The 14,493-nt window shown below is 48.4% G+C and carries 11 protein-coding genes and 1 other annotated feature (1 of these 12 cut by a window edge); all 11 genes read left to right on the top strand.

The features are described 5' to 3' along the window. Positions 1-191: a binding site (T-box leader), on the top strand; it begins 71 nt to the left of the window's first position. Between the two features lie 158 nt (positions 192-349). Next, the gene (gene ilvB / locus TRNA_RS36150) at positions 350-2,074 is read left to right on the top strand and encodes an acetolactate synthase large subunit (RefSeq protein ID WP_003184100.1); all 1,725 of its coding nucleotides are present in this window, start codon (positions 350-352) and stop codon (positions 2,072-2,074) included. After that, on the top strand, positions 2,071-2,589 hold the full coding sequence (ilvN, locus tag TRNA_RS36145) for an acetolactate synthase small subunit (protein WP_003184097.1): 519 nt from the start codon (positions 2,071-2,073) through the stop codon (positions 2,587-2,589). Before ilvB ends, ilvN begins: the two co-directional genes overlap by 4 nt. A 23-nt stretch (positions 2,590-2,612) precedes the next feature. Then, positions 2,613-3,641: a ketol-acid reductoisomerase gene (ilvC, locus tag TRNA_RS36140; RefSeq protein WP_003184095.1), complete on the top strand. Its 1,029-nt coding sequence runs from the start codon at positions 2,613-2,615 to the stop codon at positions 3,639-3,641. After that, complete coding sequence (locus tag TRNA_RS36135; RefSeq protein WP_003184093.1) at positions 3,628-5,184, top strand: 2-isopropylmalate synthase; 1,557 nt, start codon at positions 3,628-3,630, stop codon at positions 5,182-5,184. Before ilvC ends, TRNA_RS36135 begins: the two co-directional genes overlap by 14 nt. A gap of 27 nt (positions 5,185-5,211) precedes the next feature. Beyond that, positions 5,212-6,324: a 3-isopropylmalate dehydrogenase gene (leuB, locus tag TRNA_RS36130; RefSeq protein ID WP_003184091.1), complete on the top strand. Its 1,113-nt coding sequence runs from the start codon at positions 5,212-5,214 to the stop codon at positions 6,322-6,324. A gap of 33 nt (positions 6,325-6,357) precedes the next feature. Then, positions 6,358-7,776 (top strand): 3-isopropylmalate dehydratase large subunit, encoded by a 1,419-nt coding sequence (gene leuC / locus TRNA_RS36125; RefSeq protein ID WP_009329313.1) that lies wholly within the window; start codon positions 6,358-6,360, stop codon positions 7,774-7,776. A 12-nt stretch (positions 7,777-7,788) separates the two neighbouring features. After that, on the top strand, positions 7,789-8,388 hold the full coding sequence (leuD, locus tag TRNA_RS36120; RefSeq protein WP_003184088.1) for a 3-isopropylmalate dehydratase small subunit: 600 nt from the start codon (positions 7,789-7,791) through the stop codon (positions 8,386-8,388). A 129-nt stretch (positions 8,389-8,517) separates the two neighbouring features. Then, the gene (gene ddcA, locus TRNA_RS36115) at positions 8,518-9,525 is read left to right on the top strand and encodes a DNA damage checkpoint antagonist DdcA (protein WP_011198168.1); all 1,008 of its coding nucleotides are present in this window, start codon (positions 8,518-8,520) and stop codon (positions 9,523-9,525) included. Between the two features lie 226 nt (positions 9,526-9,751). Continuing rightward, the gene (gene tig, locus TRNA_RS36110) at positions 9,752-11,026 is read left to right on the top strand and encodes a trigger factor (protein WP_011198167.1); all 1,275 of its coding nucleotides are present in this window, start codon (positions 9,752-9,754) and stop codon (positions 11,024-11,026) included. Positions 11,027-11,294: 268 nt separating this feature from the next. Further along, positions 11,295-12,560, top strand: a complete 1,266-nt coding sequence (gene clpX / locus TRNA_RS36105; RefSeq protein WP_003184083.1) for an ATP-dependent protease ATP-binding subunit ClpX — start codon at positions 11,295-11,297, stop codon at positions 12,558-12,560. A gap of 182 nt (positions 12,561-12,742) precedes the next feature. Then, positions 12,743-14,398 carry an ATP-dependent protease LonB gene (lonB, locus tag TRNA_RS36100; RefSeq protein ID WP_003184080.1) on the top strand — a complete coding sequence of 552 codons (1,656 nt, stop codon included), beginning with the start codon at positions 12,743-12,745 and terminating at the stop codon, positions 14,396-14,398. The last annotated feature ends 95 nt before the right edge of the window (positions 14,399-14,493 follow it).

Here is a 14,493-nt window from a genome sequence, read left to right as displayed (position 1 = left end):
TGACGGCCTCCGCTTGTGAACTCCCCTCTGAGTGTCAGTCTGAACGATTTCCATGTTTAGTAGGGCTGGCCGGGTGAACATTACGAAGGTTCACTCGTTATTAAACCGGATAAGCGATTATCCATAAGGCGGCTTTCAAAAGCCGCGAACAAGGGTGGTACCGCGGAAAGAAAAGCCTTTTCGCCCCTTTGGCCTGCAAGGTGTGCAGCGTCAACAGTGGGCGGGAAGGCTTTTTTTAGCTGCAAAAGCAGATTGGATACATGCTTTGCGGCACATATATATTGATTATTTTTTGAAAAACAATTGTGAATGAACAGTGATGATGATCACTTGATAAGGAGGAAGAAAAATGGGGACGAATGTACAGTTGGATGCTGAAAATGCCCAATGTACACAAACAATGGCAGGGGCGTCAATGCTGATCGAGGCTTTAAAACAGGAAAATGTTGAAGTGATCTACGGGTATCCGGGCGGTGCGGTCCTGCCGATTTATGACAAACTCTACGGATCGGGAATGTTTCATGTGCTGACGCGCCATGAACAAGGCGCCATCCACGCAGCCGAAGGATATGCAAGGATTTCCGGGAAACCGGGTGTCGTCATCGCTACATCCGGACCGGGAGCGACCAACCTTGTAACGGGTCTGGCCGACGCGATGATCGATTCATTGCCTCTCGTCGTATTCACCGGTCAGGTTGCGACATCGGTTATCGGATCTGACGCATTCCAAGAAGCGGACGTCATCGGAATTACGATGCCGATTACAAAGCACAGCTACCAGGTACGCAATGCCGAAGATTTGCCGAGAATTATTAAAGAAGCATTCCATATCGCAACAACAGGAAGACCGGGCCCCGTTTTAATCGATATTCCTAAAGACATCGCCGTTGTAGAAGGAGAATTCCGCTATGACCACGACATTCACCTTCCGGGCTATCAGCCGACGAAGGAACCGAATTATCTGCAGATCAGAAAGCTTGTGGAAGCGGTCAGTGCAGCGAAAAAGCCGGTTATTTTAGCGGGTGCGGGCGTCTTGCACGGGAAAGCGTCAGAAGAATTAAAAAATTATGTCGAACAGCAGCAGATTCCGGTGGCACATACGCTGTTAGGCTTGGGAGGATTTCCGGCCGATCATCCGCTTTTCCTCGGGATGGCCGGAATGCACGGAACGTATGCGGCCAACATGGCTCTGTATGAAAGCGATCTGTTAATCAGCATCGGTGCCAGGTTTGATGACCGGGTCACAGGGAACTTGAAGCATTTTGCAAAATATGCGAAAGTCGCTCACATTGACATCGATCCGGCTGAAATCGGCAAAAACGTTCATACGCACATTCCGGTTGTCGGCGACAGCAAGCTTGTACTGACGGAGCTGATCAAGCAAAACGGCAAGCCGAGCGCTTCTGATGAGTGGAAAAAGCAGCTTGCGGCATGGAAAACCGAATATCCGCTCTGGTATGAAGAAAATGAAACAGAAGGATTCAAACCGCAGAAGCTGATCGAATATATCCACCGCTATACAAAGGGCGAAGCTATTGTAACAACAGACGTCGGACAGCACCAAATGTGGGCCGCGCAATTTTATCAGTTCCAAAAAGCCGACAGATGGGTCACTTCCGGCGGGCTCGGCACAATGGGCTTCGGACTTCCGGCGGCAATCGGAGCACAGCTTGCGGATAAGGATGCGACGGTTGTATCGATACTCGGCGACGGAGGATTCCAGATGACGCTGCAGGAGCTGTCTGTTATTCACGATCTGAACCTTCCGATCAAGGTCGTGGTCTTAAACAACCGCTGCCTCGGAATGGTCCGGCAATGGCAGGAAATCTTTTACGATGAGCGCTATTCGCACTCCAAGTTCACATCACAGCCTGATTTCATCAAGCTGTCTGAAGCTTACGGCATCAAAGGCGTCCGAATCACATCCGAAGAAGAAGCGGAAGAAAAGCTGGAAGCGGCGCTAACGTCGAATGAACCGATGGTCATTGATGTTCAAGTTGCACAAGCTGAAAAAGTATTTCCAATGGTTGCGCCTGGAAAAGGGCTGCACGAAATGGTGGGGGTGAAACCTTGAAAAGAATCATCACGCTGACGGTTTTGAACCAAAGCGGCGTCTTAAACAGAATCACAGGGTTGTTTACAAAACGGCATTACAACATTGAAAGCATTACGGTCGGCCACACCGAAACCGCGGGAATTTCCAGAATCACGTTTGTTGTTCATGTGGCAGATGAAAAAGAAACGGAACAGCTGACAAAACAATTAAACAAGCAGATTGATGTACTGAAAGTCACGGACATTACGAATCAATCGATCGTCCAAAGAGAGCTGGCGTTAATCAGGGTGGTTTCCCCTCCGTCGAGCAGGACGGAAATAAACGGCGTCATCGAACCGTTTCGGGCGTCTGTCGTCGATGTCGCAAAAGACAGCGTCGTGATTCAAGTGACAGGGGAATCGAGCAAGATCGAAGCCCTGATCGAACTATTGAAACCATACGGGATTAAAGAGGTAGCCAGAACAGGCACCACGGCCTTTGCGAGGGGAACTCAGCAAAAGCCGGCCTCTATTAAAACAATATCTATTGTATAAATCATAAAAAGGGAGAGATTGAAATGGTAAAAGTATATTATAACGGTGATATCAAAGAAAACGTATTAGCAGGCAAAAAAGTAGCGGTGATCGGATACGGCTCACAAGGCCATGCGCACGCACTGAACCTGAAAGAAAGCGGAGTGGACGTCATTGTCGGCGTCAGAAAAGGGAAATCCTTTGCAAAAGCAGAGGAAGACGGCCATCAAGTTTTCACGGTAAGAGAAGCGGCAGAACAGGCCGACATCGTCATGGTGCTTCTTCCGGATGAACAGCAGCAAAAAGTGTATGAAGCGGAAATTAAAGACGGACTTCAAGCTGGCAATTCACTTGTATTCGCCCACGGATTCAACGTTCATTTCCATCAGATCGTGCCTCCGGCGGATGTTGACGTATTCCTTGTCGCTCCTAAAGGACCGGGACATCTTGTCAGAAGAACGTTTGAACAAGGTGCGGGGGTTCCGGCGCTGTTTGCGATCTATCAGGATGTGACAGGGGAAGCGAAAGACAAAGCCCTTGCTTATGCTAAAGCGATCGGCGGCGCAAGAGCCGGTGTTCTTGAAACAACATTTAAAGAAGAAACTGAAACCGATCTTTTCGGAGAACAGGCGGTGCTGTGCGGAGGATTGACTTCCCTTGTCAAAGCCGGGTTCGAAACGCTGACAGAAGCGGGCTATCAGCCTGAACTCGCATACTTCGAGTGTCTGCACGAGCTGAAGCTCATCGTCGACTTGATGTATGAAGAAGGTTTGGCAGGGATGAGATATTCGATTTCCGACACAGCGCAGTGGGGAGACTTCGTATCAGGTCCGCGCGTTGTCGATGAGAAGGTAAAAGAATCAATGAAAGAAGTATTGAAAGACATCCAAAACGGTACATTCGCAAAAGAGTGGATCGTCGAAAACCAAGTCAACCGTCCGCGTTTCAACGCCATCAATGCAAGCGAAAACGAACACCAAATCGAAGTGGTCGGCAGAAAGCTTCGCGAAATGATGCCGTTTGTCAAGCAGGGCAAGAAAAAGGAAGCGGTGGTAGCCGGTGCGAAAAATTAACTTTTTTGATACGACACTCCGTGACGGTGAACAGTCGCCGGGCGTTAATTTAAACACGCAGGAGAAGCTGGCGATCGCCCAGCAGCTTGAAAAACTCGGGGTCAACATTATGGAAGCGGGCTTTCCCGCTTCATCCCCCGGGGATTTCAATGCAGTAAAAGAAATCGCAAGGACGATTAAAAACTGTTCGGTAACAGGGCTTGCCCGCTCTGTCAAAGGAGATATCGACTCGGCGTGGGAAGCGCTCAAAGACGGAGCTGAACCAAGGCTTCACATTTTTATCGCCACTTCTGACATCCACTTAAAATATAAGCTGAAAAAAACGCGCGAACAGGTTCTGGAACAGGCGGTCGCAATGGTGAAATACGCCAAAGAACGCTTCCCGATCGTCCAGTGGTCTGCCGAAGATGCGTGCCGGACTGATCTTCCGTTTTTAGCCGAGATTGTAAGCGAAGTGATCGCCGCGGGAGCGGATGTCGTCAATCTGCCGGATACGGTCGGTTATTTAGCGCCTGCCGAGTACGGAAATATCTTCCGCTATATTAAAGAAAATGCCCGCAATGCCGACAAAGTCCAGCTTTCAGCCCATTGCCACGATGACTTGGGCATGGCTGTCGCCAACTCTTTGGCTGCGATTGAAAACGGAGCGGATCAAGTCGAATCGGTCATCAACGGCATAGGCGAAAGAGCGGGGAACGCCTCGCTTGAAGAAATCGCCGTCGCCCTCCATATCCGAAAAGATTTCTACCAGGCGGAATCAACGATTCAGCTGAATGAGATTAAACGGACAAGTGATTTAGTGAGCAAGCTGACCGGCATGGCCGTGCCGCGGAACAAAGCGGTTGTCGGCGATAATGCCTTTGCCCACGAATCAGGCATTCACCAGGACGGCTTCTTAAAAGAAAAAACAACATATGAAATTATTTCTCCGGAACTTGTCGGCGTGAAAACGGATGCGCTTGTGCTCGGAAAGCATTCAGGGCGCCACGCATTTAAAGATAAGCTGCAAAACCTCGGATTCCAGCTTGGAGAAGAAGAAATCAATAAATTCTTCAACATTTTTAAAGAGCTTACCGGAAAGAAAAAGGAATTTACGGATGAAGATCTCATCTCGCTGATACTCGAAGAGAAAACGGCAGACCGCAAAATCGGCTATGATTTTATTTCACTGCAGGTTCATTACGGCACCTCCCAGGTTCCGACAGCAACAGTCTCCCTTAAAGATCAGGAAACGGATCAGGTCATCCAGGAAGCGGCGACCGGAGCGGGAAGCGTTGAAGCGGTGTACAACACGCTGAAGCGCTGTATGGATAAAGAAGTCCAGCTCCTTGATTACCGGATTCAATCCAACCGCAAGGGACAGGATGCATTCGCGCAAGTATACGTCAGGGTGATGATCGATGGAAAAGAATCGGGAGGACGCGGGGTTGCCCAGGATGTTCTCGAAGCATCTGCCAAAGCCTACTTGAATGCTGTGAACCGCTATCTCGTATTGAAGACGAATACGGAAGGATTGTCAAAACAGGCGGCTGTAGGATCATAACAGTAAGAAGGAAGGAGTTTGTTGAATTTGAAAAAACGAATCGCACTTTTGCCCGGTGACGGAATTGGTCCCGAAGTATTGGACGCGGCTGTTGATGTGCTGAAAAGCGTTGCTGAACATTATCAGCATGAATTCGAATTTGAATACGGCCTGATCGGCGGGGCGGCAATTGATGAGGCAGGAGCGCCGCTTCCTGAGGAAACTGTCGCCGCCTGCAAAGCTGCGGACGCCATTTTGCTCGGAGCTGTAGGCGGGCCGAAATGGGATCAAAATCCTTCTGAGCTGCGGCCTGAAAAAGGGCTGCTCGCCATCCGCAAGCAGCTCGATCTTTTTGCCAATCTGCGGCCTGTTAAAGTATTTGAAAGCCTTGCGGGAGCTTCTCCGTTAAAAACCGAATATATCGAAGGTGTTGACTTTGTCATCGTTCGCGAGCTGACGGGCGGCTTGTATTTTGGAAAGCCGAGCGAGCAGTACGTCAATCAGAACGGCGAGGAAGAAGCGGTTGACACGCTGTTTTATAAAAAGTCGGAAATGGAAAGGGTCATCAGGGAAGCCTTCCAAATGGCGCAGAGTCGAAAAGGCAAAGTGACCTCCGTTGATAAAGCCAACGTCCTTGAGTCAAGCAAACTATGGCGCAAGACGGCGGAAGAAGTGGCGAAAGAGTTTCCTGACGTCAAGCTTGAGCACATGCTCGTCGACAATGCAGCCATGCAGCTCATCTATGCGCCTGGACAGTTTGATATTATCGTGACAGAAAACATGTTCGGCGATATTTTAAGCGATGAAGCATCGATGCTGACCGGATCGCTCGGCATGCTGCCGTCGGCCAGCTTATCAAGCTCTGGACTTCATTTATACGAACCTGTGCACGGCTCGGCTCCTGATATCGCGGGACAGAACATTGCCAATCCGCTTGCGGCGATCTTGTCCGCGGCTATGATGCTCAGGACGTCATTCGGTCTTGAAGCTGAAGCGCAAGCTGTTGAACATGCAGTCGATCAAGTTCTCCGGGCAGGAAAACGGACGAAGGACCTGGCAAAAGGCTCGGAACATTGCACAACTCAATCGATTACAGGGGAAGTAAAAGCCGCGCTGGCAGACGACAATGCCATTTCAAACATCATGACCGCTTACGTTTAAGGAAAATGGATATTGGTAGAGGGAGGAAGAAAGATGATGCCTCGAACGATCATCGAAAAAATTTGGGATCAACACGTGATTAAAAAAGGTGAAGGGAAGCCTGACCTTCTCTATATCGATCTGCATCTGATACATGAGGTAACGTCGCCTCAGGCCTTTGAAGGCCTGAGGCAAAAGAACAGAAAAGTCAGACGGCCTCAAAATACGTTTGCCACGATGGACCACAACATTCCGACTGTCAATCGGTTTGAGATTAAAGATGATGTCGCTAAACGGCAGGTCAGTGCGCTCGAACGGAATTGCGAAGAATTCGGCATCCGCCTTGCAGACTTGTCAAGCGTAGACCAGGGGATCGTCCATGTCATCGGGCCTGAACTGGGATTGACGCTCCCGGGCAAAACGATCGTTTGCGGAGACAGCCATACATCCACACACGGAGCGTTTGGCGCGCTCGCTTTCGGAATCGGAACGAGCGAAGTCGAACACGTCTTGTCAACGCAGACGCTTTGGCAGCAAAAACCGAAGACGCTGGAAATCCGCGTTGACGGCAAACTGCAAAAAGGAGTGACGGCTAAAGACGTCATTCTGGCGATCATCGGAAAATACGGGGTTAAATTCGGTGCGGGCTATGTCATTGAATATACCGGCGAAGTGTTCCGAAACATGTCGATGGACGAACGGATGACGGTTTGCAACATGTCAATCGAAGCTGGGGCAAGAGCTGGATTGATTGCACCGGATGAGACGACGTTTGAATATGTCAAAACAAAAAAATATGCGCCAAAAGGCGAGGATTTTGAGAAAGCTGTAGAAGAATGGAAGAACCTGAAAACCGATCCGGGGGCGGTCTACGACCGGACGATCGTGATGGACGGAAGCGCCATTTCTCCGATGGTGACGTGGGGCATCAACCCTGGCATGGTGCTGCCGGTTGATGAAACGATTCCGGGGCCTGAGGCTTTCTTGCAGGAAGACGATAAAAAAGAAGCGCAGCGCGCATATGAATATATGGGTCTTGAACCATATAAAAAAATCGAGGACATTACAATTGAGCATGTCTTTATCGGTTCATGCACCAACTCGCGTATGACAGATCTTCGCCAGGCGGCCGAAATGATTAAAGGTCAAAAAGTCGCCGACGGCGTCAGAGCGATCGTCGTACCCGGCTCGCAAAGCGTCAAAATCCAAGCGGAAAAAGAAGGGCTTCACAAGATTTTCATCGAAGCGGGCTTTGAATGGAGAGAATCGGGATGCAGCATGTGTTTGAGCATGAACAATGATGTTGTCCCTGAAGGAGAGCGCTGCGCTTCGACTTCCAACCGCAATTTTGAAGGCAGGCAGGGCAAAGGAGCCAGAACGCATCTCGTCAGCCCGGCGATGGCTGCGATGGCCGCGATTCACGGCCGCTTTGTCGATGTCAGAAAATATTACCAAGAGACAACAGCTGTATAGAGGAGTGACAAGATGGAGCCATTAAAGACCCATAACGGAATAGCGGCGGTGCTAAACAGAATCAACGTAGACACGGACCAGATCATTCCGAAGCAATTTTTAAAAAGGATCGAAAGAACGGGATACGGCCGTTTTGCTTTCTTTGACTGGCGCTATCTGGATAACGGCGATCCCAATCCTGATTTTGAACTGAACCGGCCGGAATACAAAGGCGCTTCGATTTTAATCGCCGGCGAAAACTTCGGCTGCGGCTCTTCAAGGGAACACGCGCCATGGGCGCTTGACGACTACGGATTTAAAATCATTATCGCGCCGTCTTTTGCCGATATCTTTCACCAAAACTGTTTTAAAAACGGCATGCTGCCGATCCGCCTTCCTTATGAGGCGTGGAAAGAGCTTGCTGAACAGTATGAGTATCAATCTTTGACGATGACGGTCGATCTCGAAAAACAGACGATAACAGATCATGCCGGGCGGCAGATTGCCTTTGAGGTCGATCCGCATTGGAAAGAGATGCTGCTGAACGGTTACGACGAAATTTCTTTAACATTGCTCCTTGAAGAAGAAATCGAACAATTTGAGAAACAGAGAAGTTCTTGGCTGCAAGCATAAAAAAGCTGTCCGATGTAGATCGGAGGCTTTTTTTGCTGGCGGCAGCATACTGCCGCCGGTTCTTTCTTGTGTTTAGCGGGCCGGGTTGATACACTTGTTAAAAAATAAGTGCCTGAAAGGAACTTAGAAATGAAGCATGACAAGAAGAACTCGAAGATCATACCGTTCCCGAACGTAAAGGAGCGTTTAGTGCACAAAGGGATGGGTGCGCTCAAAGAAAAGAATTACCATGAAGCGCTCAGGCTGTTTTCTGAAGCGAAGCGCTATAATGATGAGGAATCTGATATTTATCTGGGAATGGCCATCTGCCTGCTTGAAATCGGCGAGCTTGAAGAAGCGAAAGGCATCTGCGAAAAAATGCTGAAGGAAGGCCACGGCCACTATTTTACCGTTTTACAAGTCTATATGACGATTTTAATCCAGCTCAGACAATACGAAAAAGTTAAAGAAACGATCGAAGCTGTACTCGAAGAAAACAAGCTTCCTCCTGAAAGCGCGGAACAGTTTTATAAACTCCTTGATTTCAGCCGCAAGATGACGGAAGACCCGGGGCCTGAGGACATCACCGAAGACCTTCCCGAGACGGAGGAGGTTGATCAGGAAAGGCTTTTGAATGACACGGAAGAGCAGGTTAAGCTTCTTCACGGGCTGAAGGACCGCAATCTGACAAGCTATATCGGCTTGTTGAAAACGATTCTGCAAAACCCGAGCGCACATCCTGTCGTAAAAACGATGATTCTTCAGCTTTTAGCCGAGTCAGACCATGAAAAGCCGACGCTTGTCGCAAAATTTGGCGATTCGATGACAATTAATCCGACAGAGACGGTCAAGCCTGATGACATGCCGATATTAAAGCATGTTCTGAGCGTGCTCGATGATACGCTGGGGAATGAAAATCCCACGCTGTACCAGGCGGTCGAAGAGCTGTGGAGAAGGCATATTTACGTCCTCTATCCGTTTCAGCCGAAATACTCAAACCGCGAGCTCTGGGCTGCTGCACTGCATAAAGTCGGATATGAGATGCACGGGATCGACATCGATAAAGAGGAGCTTCATATTCTCTATGAATTCAATGACAGACAGCTTGACGAAGCCTGCGCGCTGATCAAAGACATAGAAGAAATTTCTTATTTGTAAATGTTGAAAGCAGCAGGCATTGTGTTATAATATAGTGGTTGCATTTGTGAAAAACGGAAGTTGATCCGTTTGCCGCTAAAGATTCATTATTTATCTTTGTATACATAATGATGGCTGTCAGAAACACATGAGCTGCACACAGTCGGCAGCTTGCGATGGACGTAGCCGTTTGCTTGTTTTAAAATGGAAAACCGACACAACCTGAATAGATTTTGGAGGGAAACACATGTCAGTAAAATGGGAAAAGCAAGAAGGAAACGAAGGCGTTTTAACGGTTGAGGTAGATGCCGATACCTTTAATAAAGCCCTTGATGATGCATTTAAAAAAGTAGTAAAGCAAGTATCCATTCCTGGATTCCGCAAAGGGAAAGTGCCGCGCGGTTTGTTTGAACAGCGTTTTGGCGTAGAGGCGCTTTATCAGGATGCGCTGGACATCCTGCTTCCTGTCGAATATCCGAAAGCGGTAGAGGAAGCAGGCATTGAGCCTGTTGACCGTCCGGAAATCGATGTGGAAAAAATCGAAAAAGGCGAAAACCTGATCTTCACTGCGAAGGTAACGGTTAAGCCTGAAGTGAAACTTGGCGAATACAAAGGCCTTGGCATTGAAAAAGACGATACTGCCGTAACGGATGAGGACGTTCAAAACGAACTTAAGTCTCTCCAAGAGCGCCAGGCTGAACTCGTTGTAAAAGAAGACGGCAAAGTTGAAGAAGGGGACACTGTTGTTCTTGACTTCGAAGGATTCGTAGACGGCGAAGCATTCGAAGGCGGAAAAGCGGAAAACTATTCCCTTGAAGTCGGTTCAGGCTCTTTCATCCCGGGCTTTGAAGATCAGCTTGTCGGACTTGAAGCCGGTGCTGAAAAAGACGTTGAAGTGACATTCCCAGAGGAATACCACGCGGAAGAGCTTGCGGGCAAACCTGCGGTATTCAAAGTGAAAATTCACGAAATCAAAGCGAAGGAGCTTCCTGAGCTTGATGACGAGTTTGCGAAAGATGTCGACGAGGAAGTTGGAACGCTTGCCGAGCTGACTGAAAAAACGAAAAAACGTCTCGAAGAAGCAAAGGAAAACGAAGCGGACGCTAAACTTCGCGAAGAGCTTGTCTTGAAAGCAGCTGAAAACGCTGAGGCTGACATTCCTCAAGCGATGATCGACACAGAGCTTGACCGCATGATGAAAGAATTCGAACAGCGTCTGCAAATGCAGGGCATGAACCTTGAGCTTTACTTCCAATTCTCAGGACAGGATGAAAACGCGCTGAAAGAGCAAATGAAAGAGGATGCTGAAAAACGCGTGAAATCCAACCTGACACTGGAAGCGATCGCCAAAGCGGAAAACCTTCAAGTCACTGACGAAGAAGTCGAAGAAGAGCTTTCTAAAATGGCTGAAGCATACAACATGCCTGTTGAAAACATCAAACAAGCAATCGGTTCTACAGACGGAATGAAAGAGGACTTAAAAGTTCGCAAAGCAATTGATTTTCTTGTAGAAAACCGTTAATATGTTTCATAATCATACTTTATATAAAACAGGGCGCGAATGTTTCGTGCCTTGTTTTATACAATTTTGACTTATCATCTTTTCTTTGGGAAAGGATAGATAATGTCGTTTTGATCAACATACATATTGAATATGCCGGACGGCAAACACAACGTTATCGCCTTTTTGGAAAGTGTGGTAAAATGCAATACATAATGGAACGAATGTTTTCAAGCGATGTTTCTTTTAACGAAGAAACAGGAATGACAAGGATATAAGGGGTGAAAGAATGTTTAAATTCAACGAGGAAAAAGGACAATTGAAATGCTCGTTTTGCGGTAAAACACAAGATCAGGTACGCAAGCTTGTCGCCGGACCAGGCGTATATATATGTGACGAGTGCATCGAACTTTGCACTGAAATTGTAGAAGAGGAACTCGGCTCTGAAGAAGAAGTGGAGTTCAAAGATGTTCCGAAGCCAAAGGAAATCCGCGAGATTCTTGATGAATACGTCATCGGCCAGGACCAGGCAAAAAAATCCCTTGCCGTGGCCGTCTACAATCATTACAAGCGGATCAATTCGAACAGCAAAGTCGACGACGTCGAGCTGTCAAAAAGTAACATTTCCATGATCGGACCGACTGGAAGCGGAAAAACGCTTCTTGCTCAAACGCTTGCCCGCATCCTGAATGTGCCGTTCGCCATTGCGGATGCCACGTCGCTTACTGAAGCAGGCTATGTCGGTGAAGATGTGGAGAACATTTTGCTTAAGCTGATCCAGGCAGCTGACTACGATGTTGAAAAAGCGGAAAAAGGCATTATCTACATCGATGAAATCGATAAAGTGGCCAGAAAGTCCGAGAACCCTTCGATTACACGCGATGTATCAGGCGAAGGCGTTCAGCAGGCATTGCTTAAAATTCTTGAAGGTACGGTTGCCAGCGTTCCTCCACAAGGCGGAAGAAAGCATCCTCATCAAGAGTTCATCCAAATTGACACAACCAACATCCTGTTCATTTGCGGCGGAGCTTTTGACGGAATCGAGCAGATCATCAAGCGCCGTCTCGGCCAGAAGGTCATCGGCTTCGGCTCTGACAACAAGCATGAAGACCTTGAAAAAGAAGCGCTTCTTTCCAAAGTGCTTCCGGAAGACTTGCTTCGCTTCGGGCTGATCCCTGAATTCATCGGCCGTCTCCCGATCATCGCAAGCCTTGAGCCGCTGGATGAAAAAGCGCTGGTTGAAATTTTAACAAAACCGAAAAACGCGCTTGTTAAACAATATAGAAAAATGCTTGAATTGGATGATGTGGAGCTTGTGTTTGAAGACGAAGCGCTCACAGAAATCGCTAAAAAAGCAATTGAACGTAAAACAGGAGCACGCGGACTTCGTTCCATTATCGAAGGAATCATGCTCGACGTGATGTTTGATCTGCCGTCTCGCGAGGATATTGAAAAATGCGTGATCACAGGCAAAACCGTCACTGACGGCGAACCGCCGCGTCTCATTATGAAAGACGGCACGGTCGTCAATAAAGACAAAAAAACTTCAGCATAATGCAGAGAACCTCCTGGCCTAAAGGAGGTTCTTTTTTTGCATCCGGAAACCGTCGGCATCCCGGAGCAGAGTGACGGCTTCAAAAGCAAAATAATCCCTTTCTGTACGTTTATTCCCTCCCTGATCAGGAAATACTATCTGACATACTAAAGATACGAAACCATTTCAGGAGGGACCATCAGTTGAGCTGGACGAGCATTGCACTTTTTGTACAACTATTTTTCGGGATCATCATCGGATTATATTTTTGGAATTTGCTCAAAAATCAAAGAACCCAAAAGGTTACGATAGACAGAGAGTCCAAAAAAGAGATGGAACAGCTCCGGAAAATGAGATCAATCCATTTATCAGAACCTTTATCGGAAAAGGTGAGGCCGACGGCTTTTAAAGACATCGTCGGCCAGGAGGACGGCATTAAAGCGCTGAAAGCCGCCCTTTGCGGACCGAATCCGCAGCATGTCATTATTTACGGCCCTCCAGGTGTGGGAAAAACGGCAGCTGCAAGGCTTGTCCTTGAAGAAGCGAAAAAGAACAAGCGCTCACCGTTCCAGGAACATTCCGCCTTTGTCGAGCTTGACGCGACAACGGCCCGTTTCGACGAGCGGGGAATCGCCGACCCGTTGATCGGTTCGGTCCACGATCCGATTTATCAGGGCGCCGGAGCGATGGGGCAGGCCGGAATTCCCCAGCCAAAGCAGGGAGCCGTCACGCATGCACACGGTGGAGTATTATTCATCGATGAAATCGGAGAGCTTCATCCGATTCAAATGAATAAAATGCTGAAGGTGCTCGAAGATCGGAAAGTTTTTTTGGAAAGCGCCTATTACAGTGAAGAAAACACGCAAATCCCCAAGCATATTCACGACATTTTTCAAAACGGGCTGCCGGCGGATTTCAGACTGATCGGCGCGACGACAAGGATGCCTGATGAAATCCCGCCTGCCATTCGGTCGAGATGTTTGGAAGTGTTCTTCCGCGACCTTGAAAAGCACGAATTAAAAACGGTCGCCAAAAAAGCGGCAGATAAGATTCAAAAGAAAGTCGCAGAGGAAGGACTCGACCTGTTGACGCGGTATGCGAGAAACGGCCGCGAAGTCGTCAATATGATGCAAATCGCCGCCGGAATGGCTTTGACTGAAGAGCGCGACGAGGTGACGGTTGAAGATATCGAATGGGTGATCCATTCGAGCCAGCTGACACCGAAATACGAACAAAAAATCGCCTCTAAACCGCAGGTCGGCATCGTCAACGGACTTGCCGTCCACGGGCCTAACAGCGGTTCGCTGCTCGAAATTGAGGTCACAGTCAATCAGGCGGCTGATAAAGGATCGATTAATATCACAGGCATTGCAGAAGAAGAGAATATCGGCAACCAGTCAAAATCGATCCGCCGGAAAAGCATGGCGAAAGGATCGGTCGAAAACGTCATGACTGTATTGCGGACAATGGGAGTCAAAGCTTCGGATTATGATATTCACGTGAATTTCCCCGGCGGTATCCCGGTTGACGGACCATCTGCAGGGATTGCAATGGCGGCGGGCATATTCTCCGCTATTCATAAGATTCCGATAGACCATACTGTCGCCATGACGGGTGAAATCAGCCTGAACGGCCGGGTAAAGCCGATCGGCGGCGTGATTCCGAAAATCAAAGCGGCCAAGCATGCGGGGGCAAAAACAGTCATTATTCCGCACGAAAATGTTCAGTCGATTTTAAAGCGGATAGAAGGCATACATATCGTTCCCGTCAAAACCTTGCAGGAAGTACTCGACCTCGTATTGGTCAACCCTCCTTCAGAAATGCCCGACGGCGTTCAAATGAAAAGAGAATCCGTTTAAATCCCCATCGTTTCAGATGGGGATTTTTTTCGGGGCGGTTTCTCCGAAGCCGGGAGCCGGCATGTTTTCTTAGCGGAGGACATCTTTTCCTTTTT

It is taken from the genome of Bacillus licheniformis DSM 13 = ATCC 14580 (assembly GCF_000011645.1).
Classification (GTDB): Bacteria; Bacillota; Bacilli; order Bacillales; family Bacillaceae; genus Bacillus; species Bacillus licheniformis.
The sequence above is the reverse complement of the archived record's forward strand: the minus strand, read 5'-3'. Positions and strand labels throughout refer to the sequence as shown.

Coding starts and splice junctions, on each gene's coding strand:
- clpX (WP_003184083.1), top strand. CDS start 11,295: ATGTTTAAATTCAACGAGGAAAAAGGACAATTGAAATGCTCGTTTTGC.
- ddcA (WP_011198168.1), top strand. CDS start 8,518: ATGAAGCATGACAAGAAGAACTCGAAGATCATACCGTTCCCGAACGTA.
- leuD (WP_003184088.1), top strand. CDS start 7,789: ATGGAGCCATTAAAGACCCATAACGGAATAGCGGCGGTGCTAAACAGA.
- ilvB (WP_003184100.1), top strand. CDS start 350: ATGGGGACGAATGTACAGTTGGATGCTGAAAATGCCCAATGTACACAA.
- ilvC (WP_003184095.1), top strand. CDS start 2,613: ATGGTAAAAGTATATTATAACGGTGATATCAAAGAAAACGTATTAGCA.
- tig (WP_011198167.1), top strand. CDS start 9,752: ATGTCAGTAAAATGGGAAAAGCAAGAAGGAAACGAAGGCGTTTTAACG.
- leuC (WP_009329313.1), top strand. CDS start 6,358: ATGATGCCTCGAACGATCATCGAAAAAATTTGGGATCAACACGTGATT.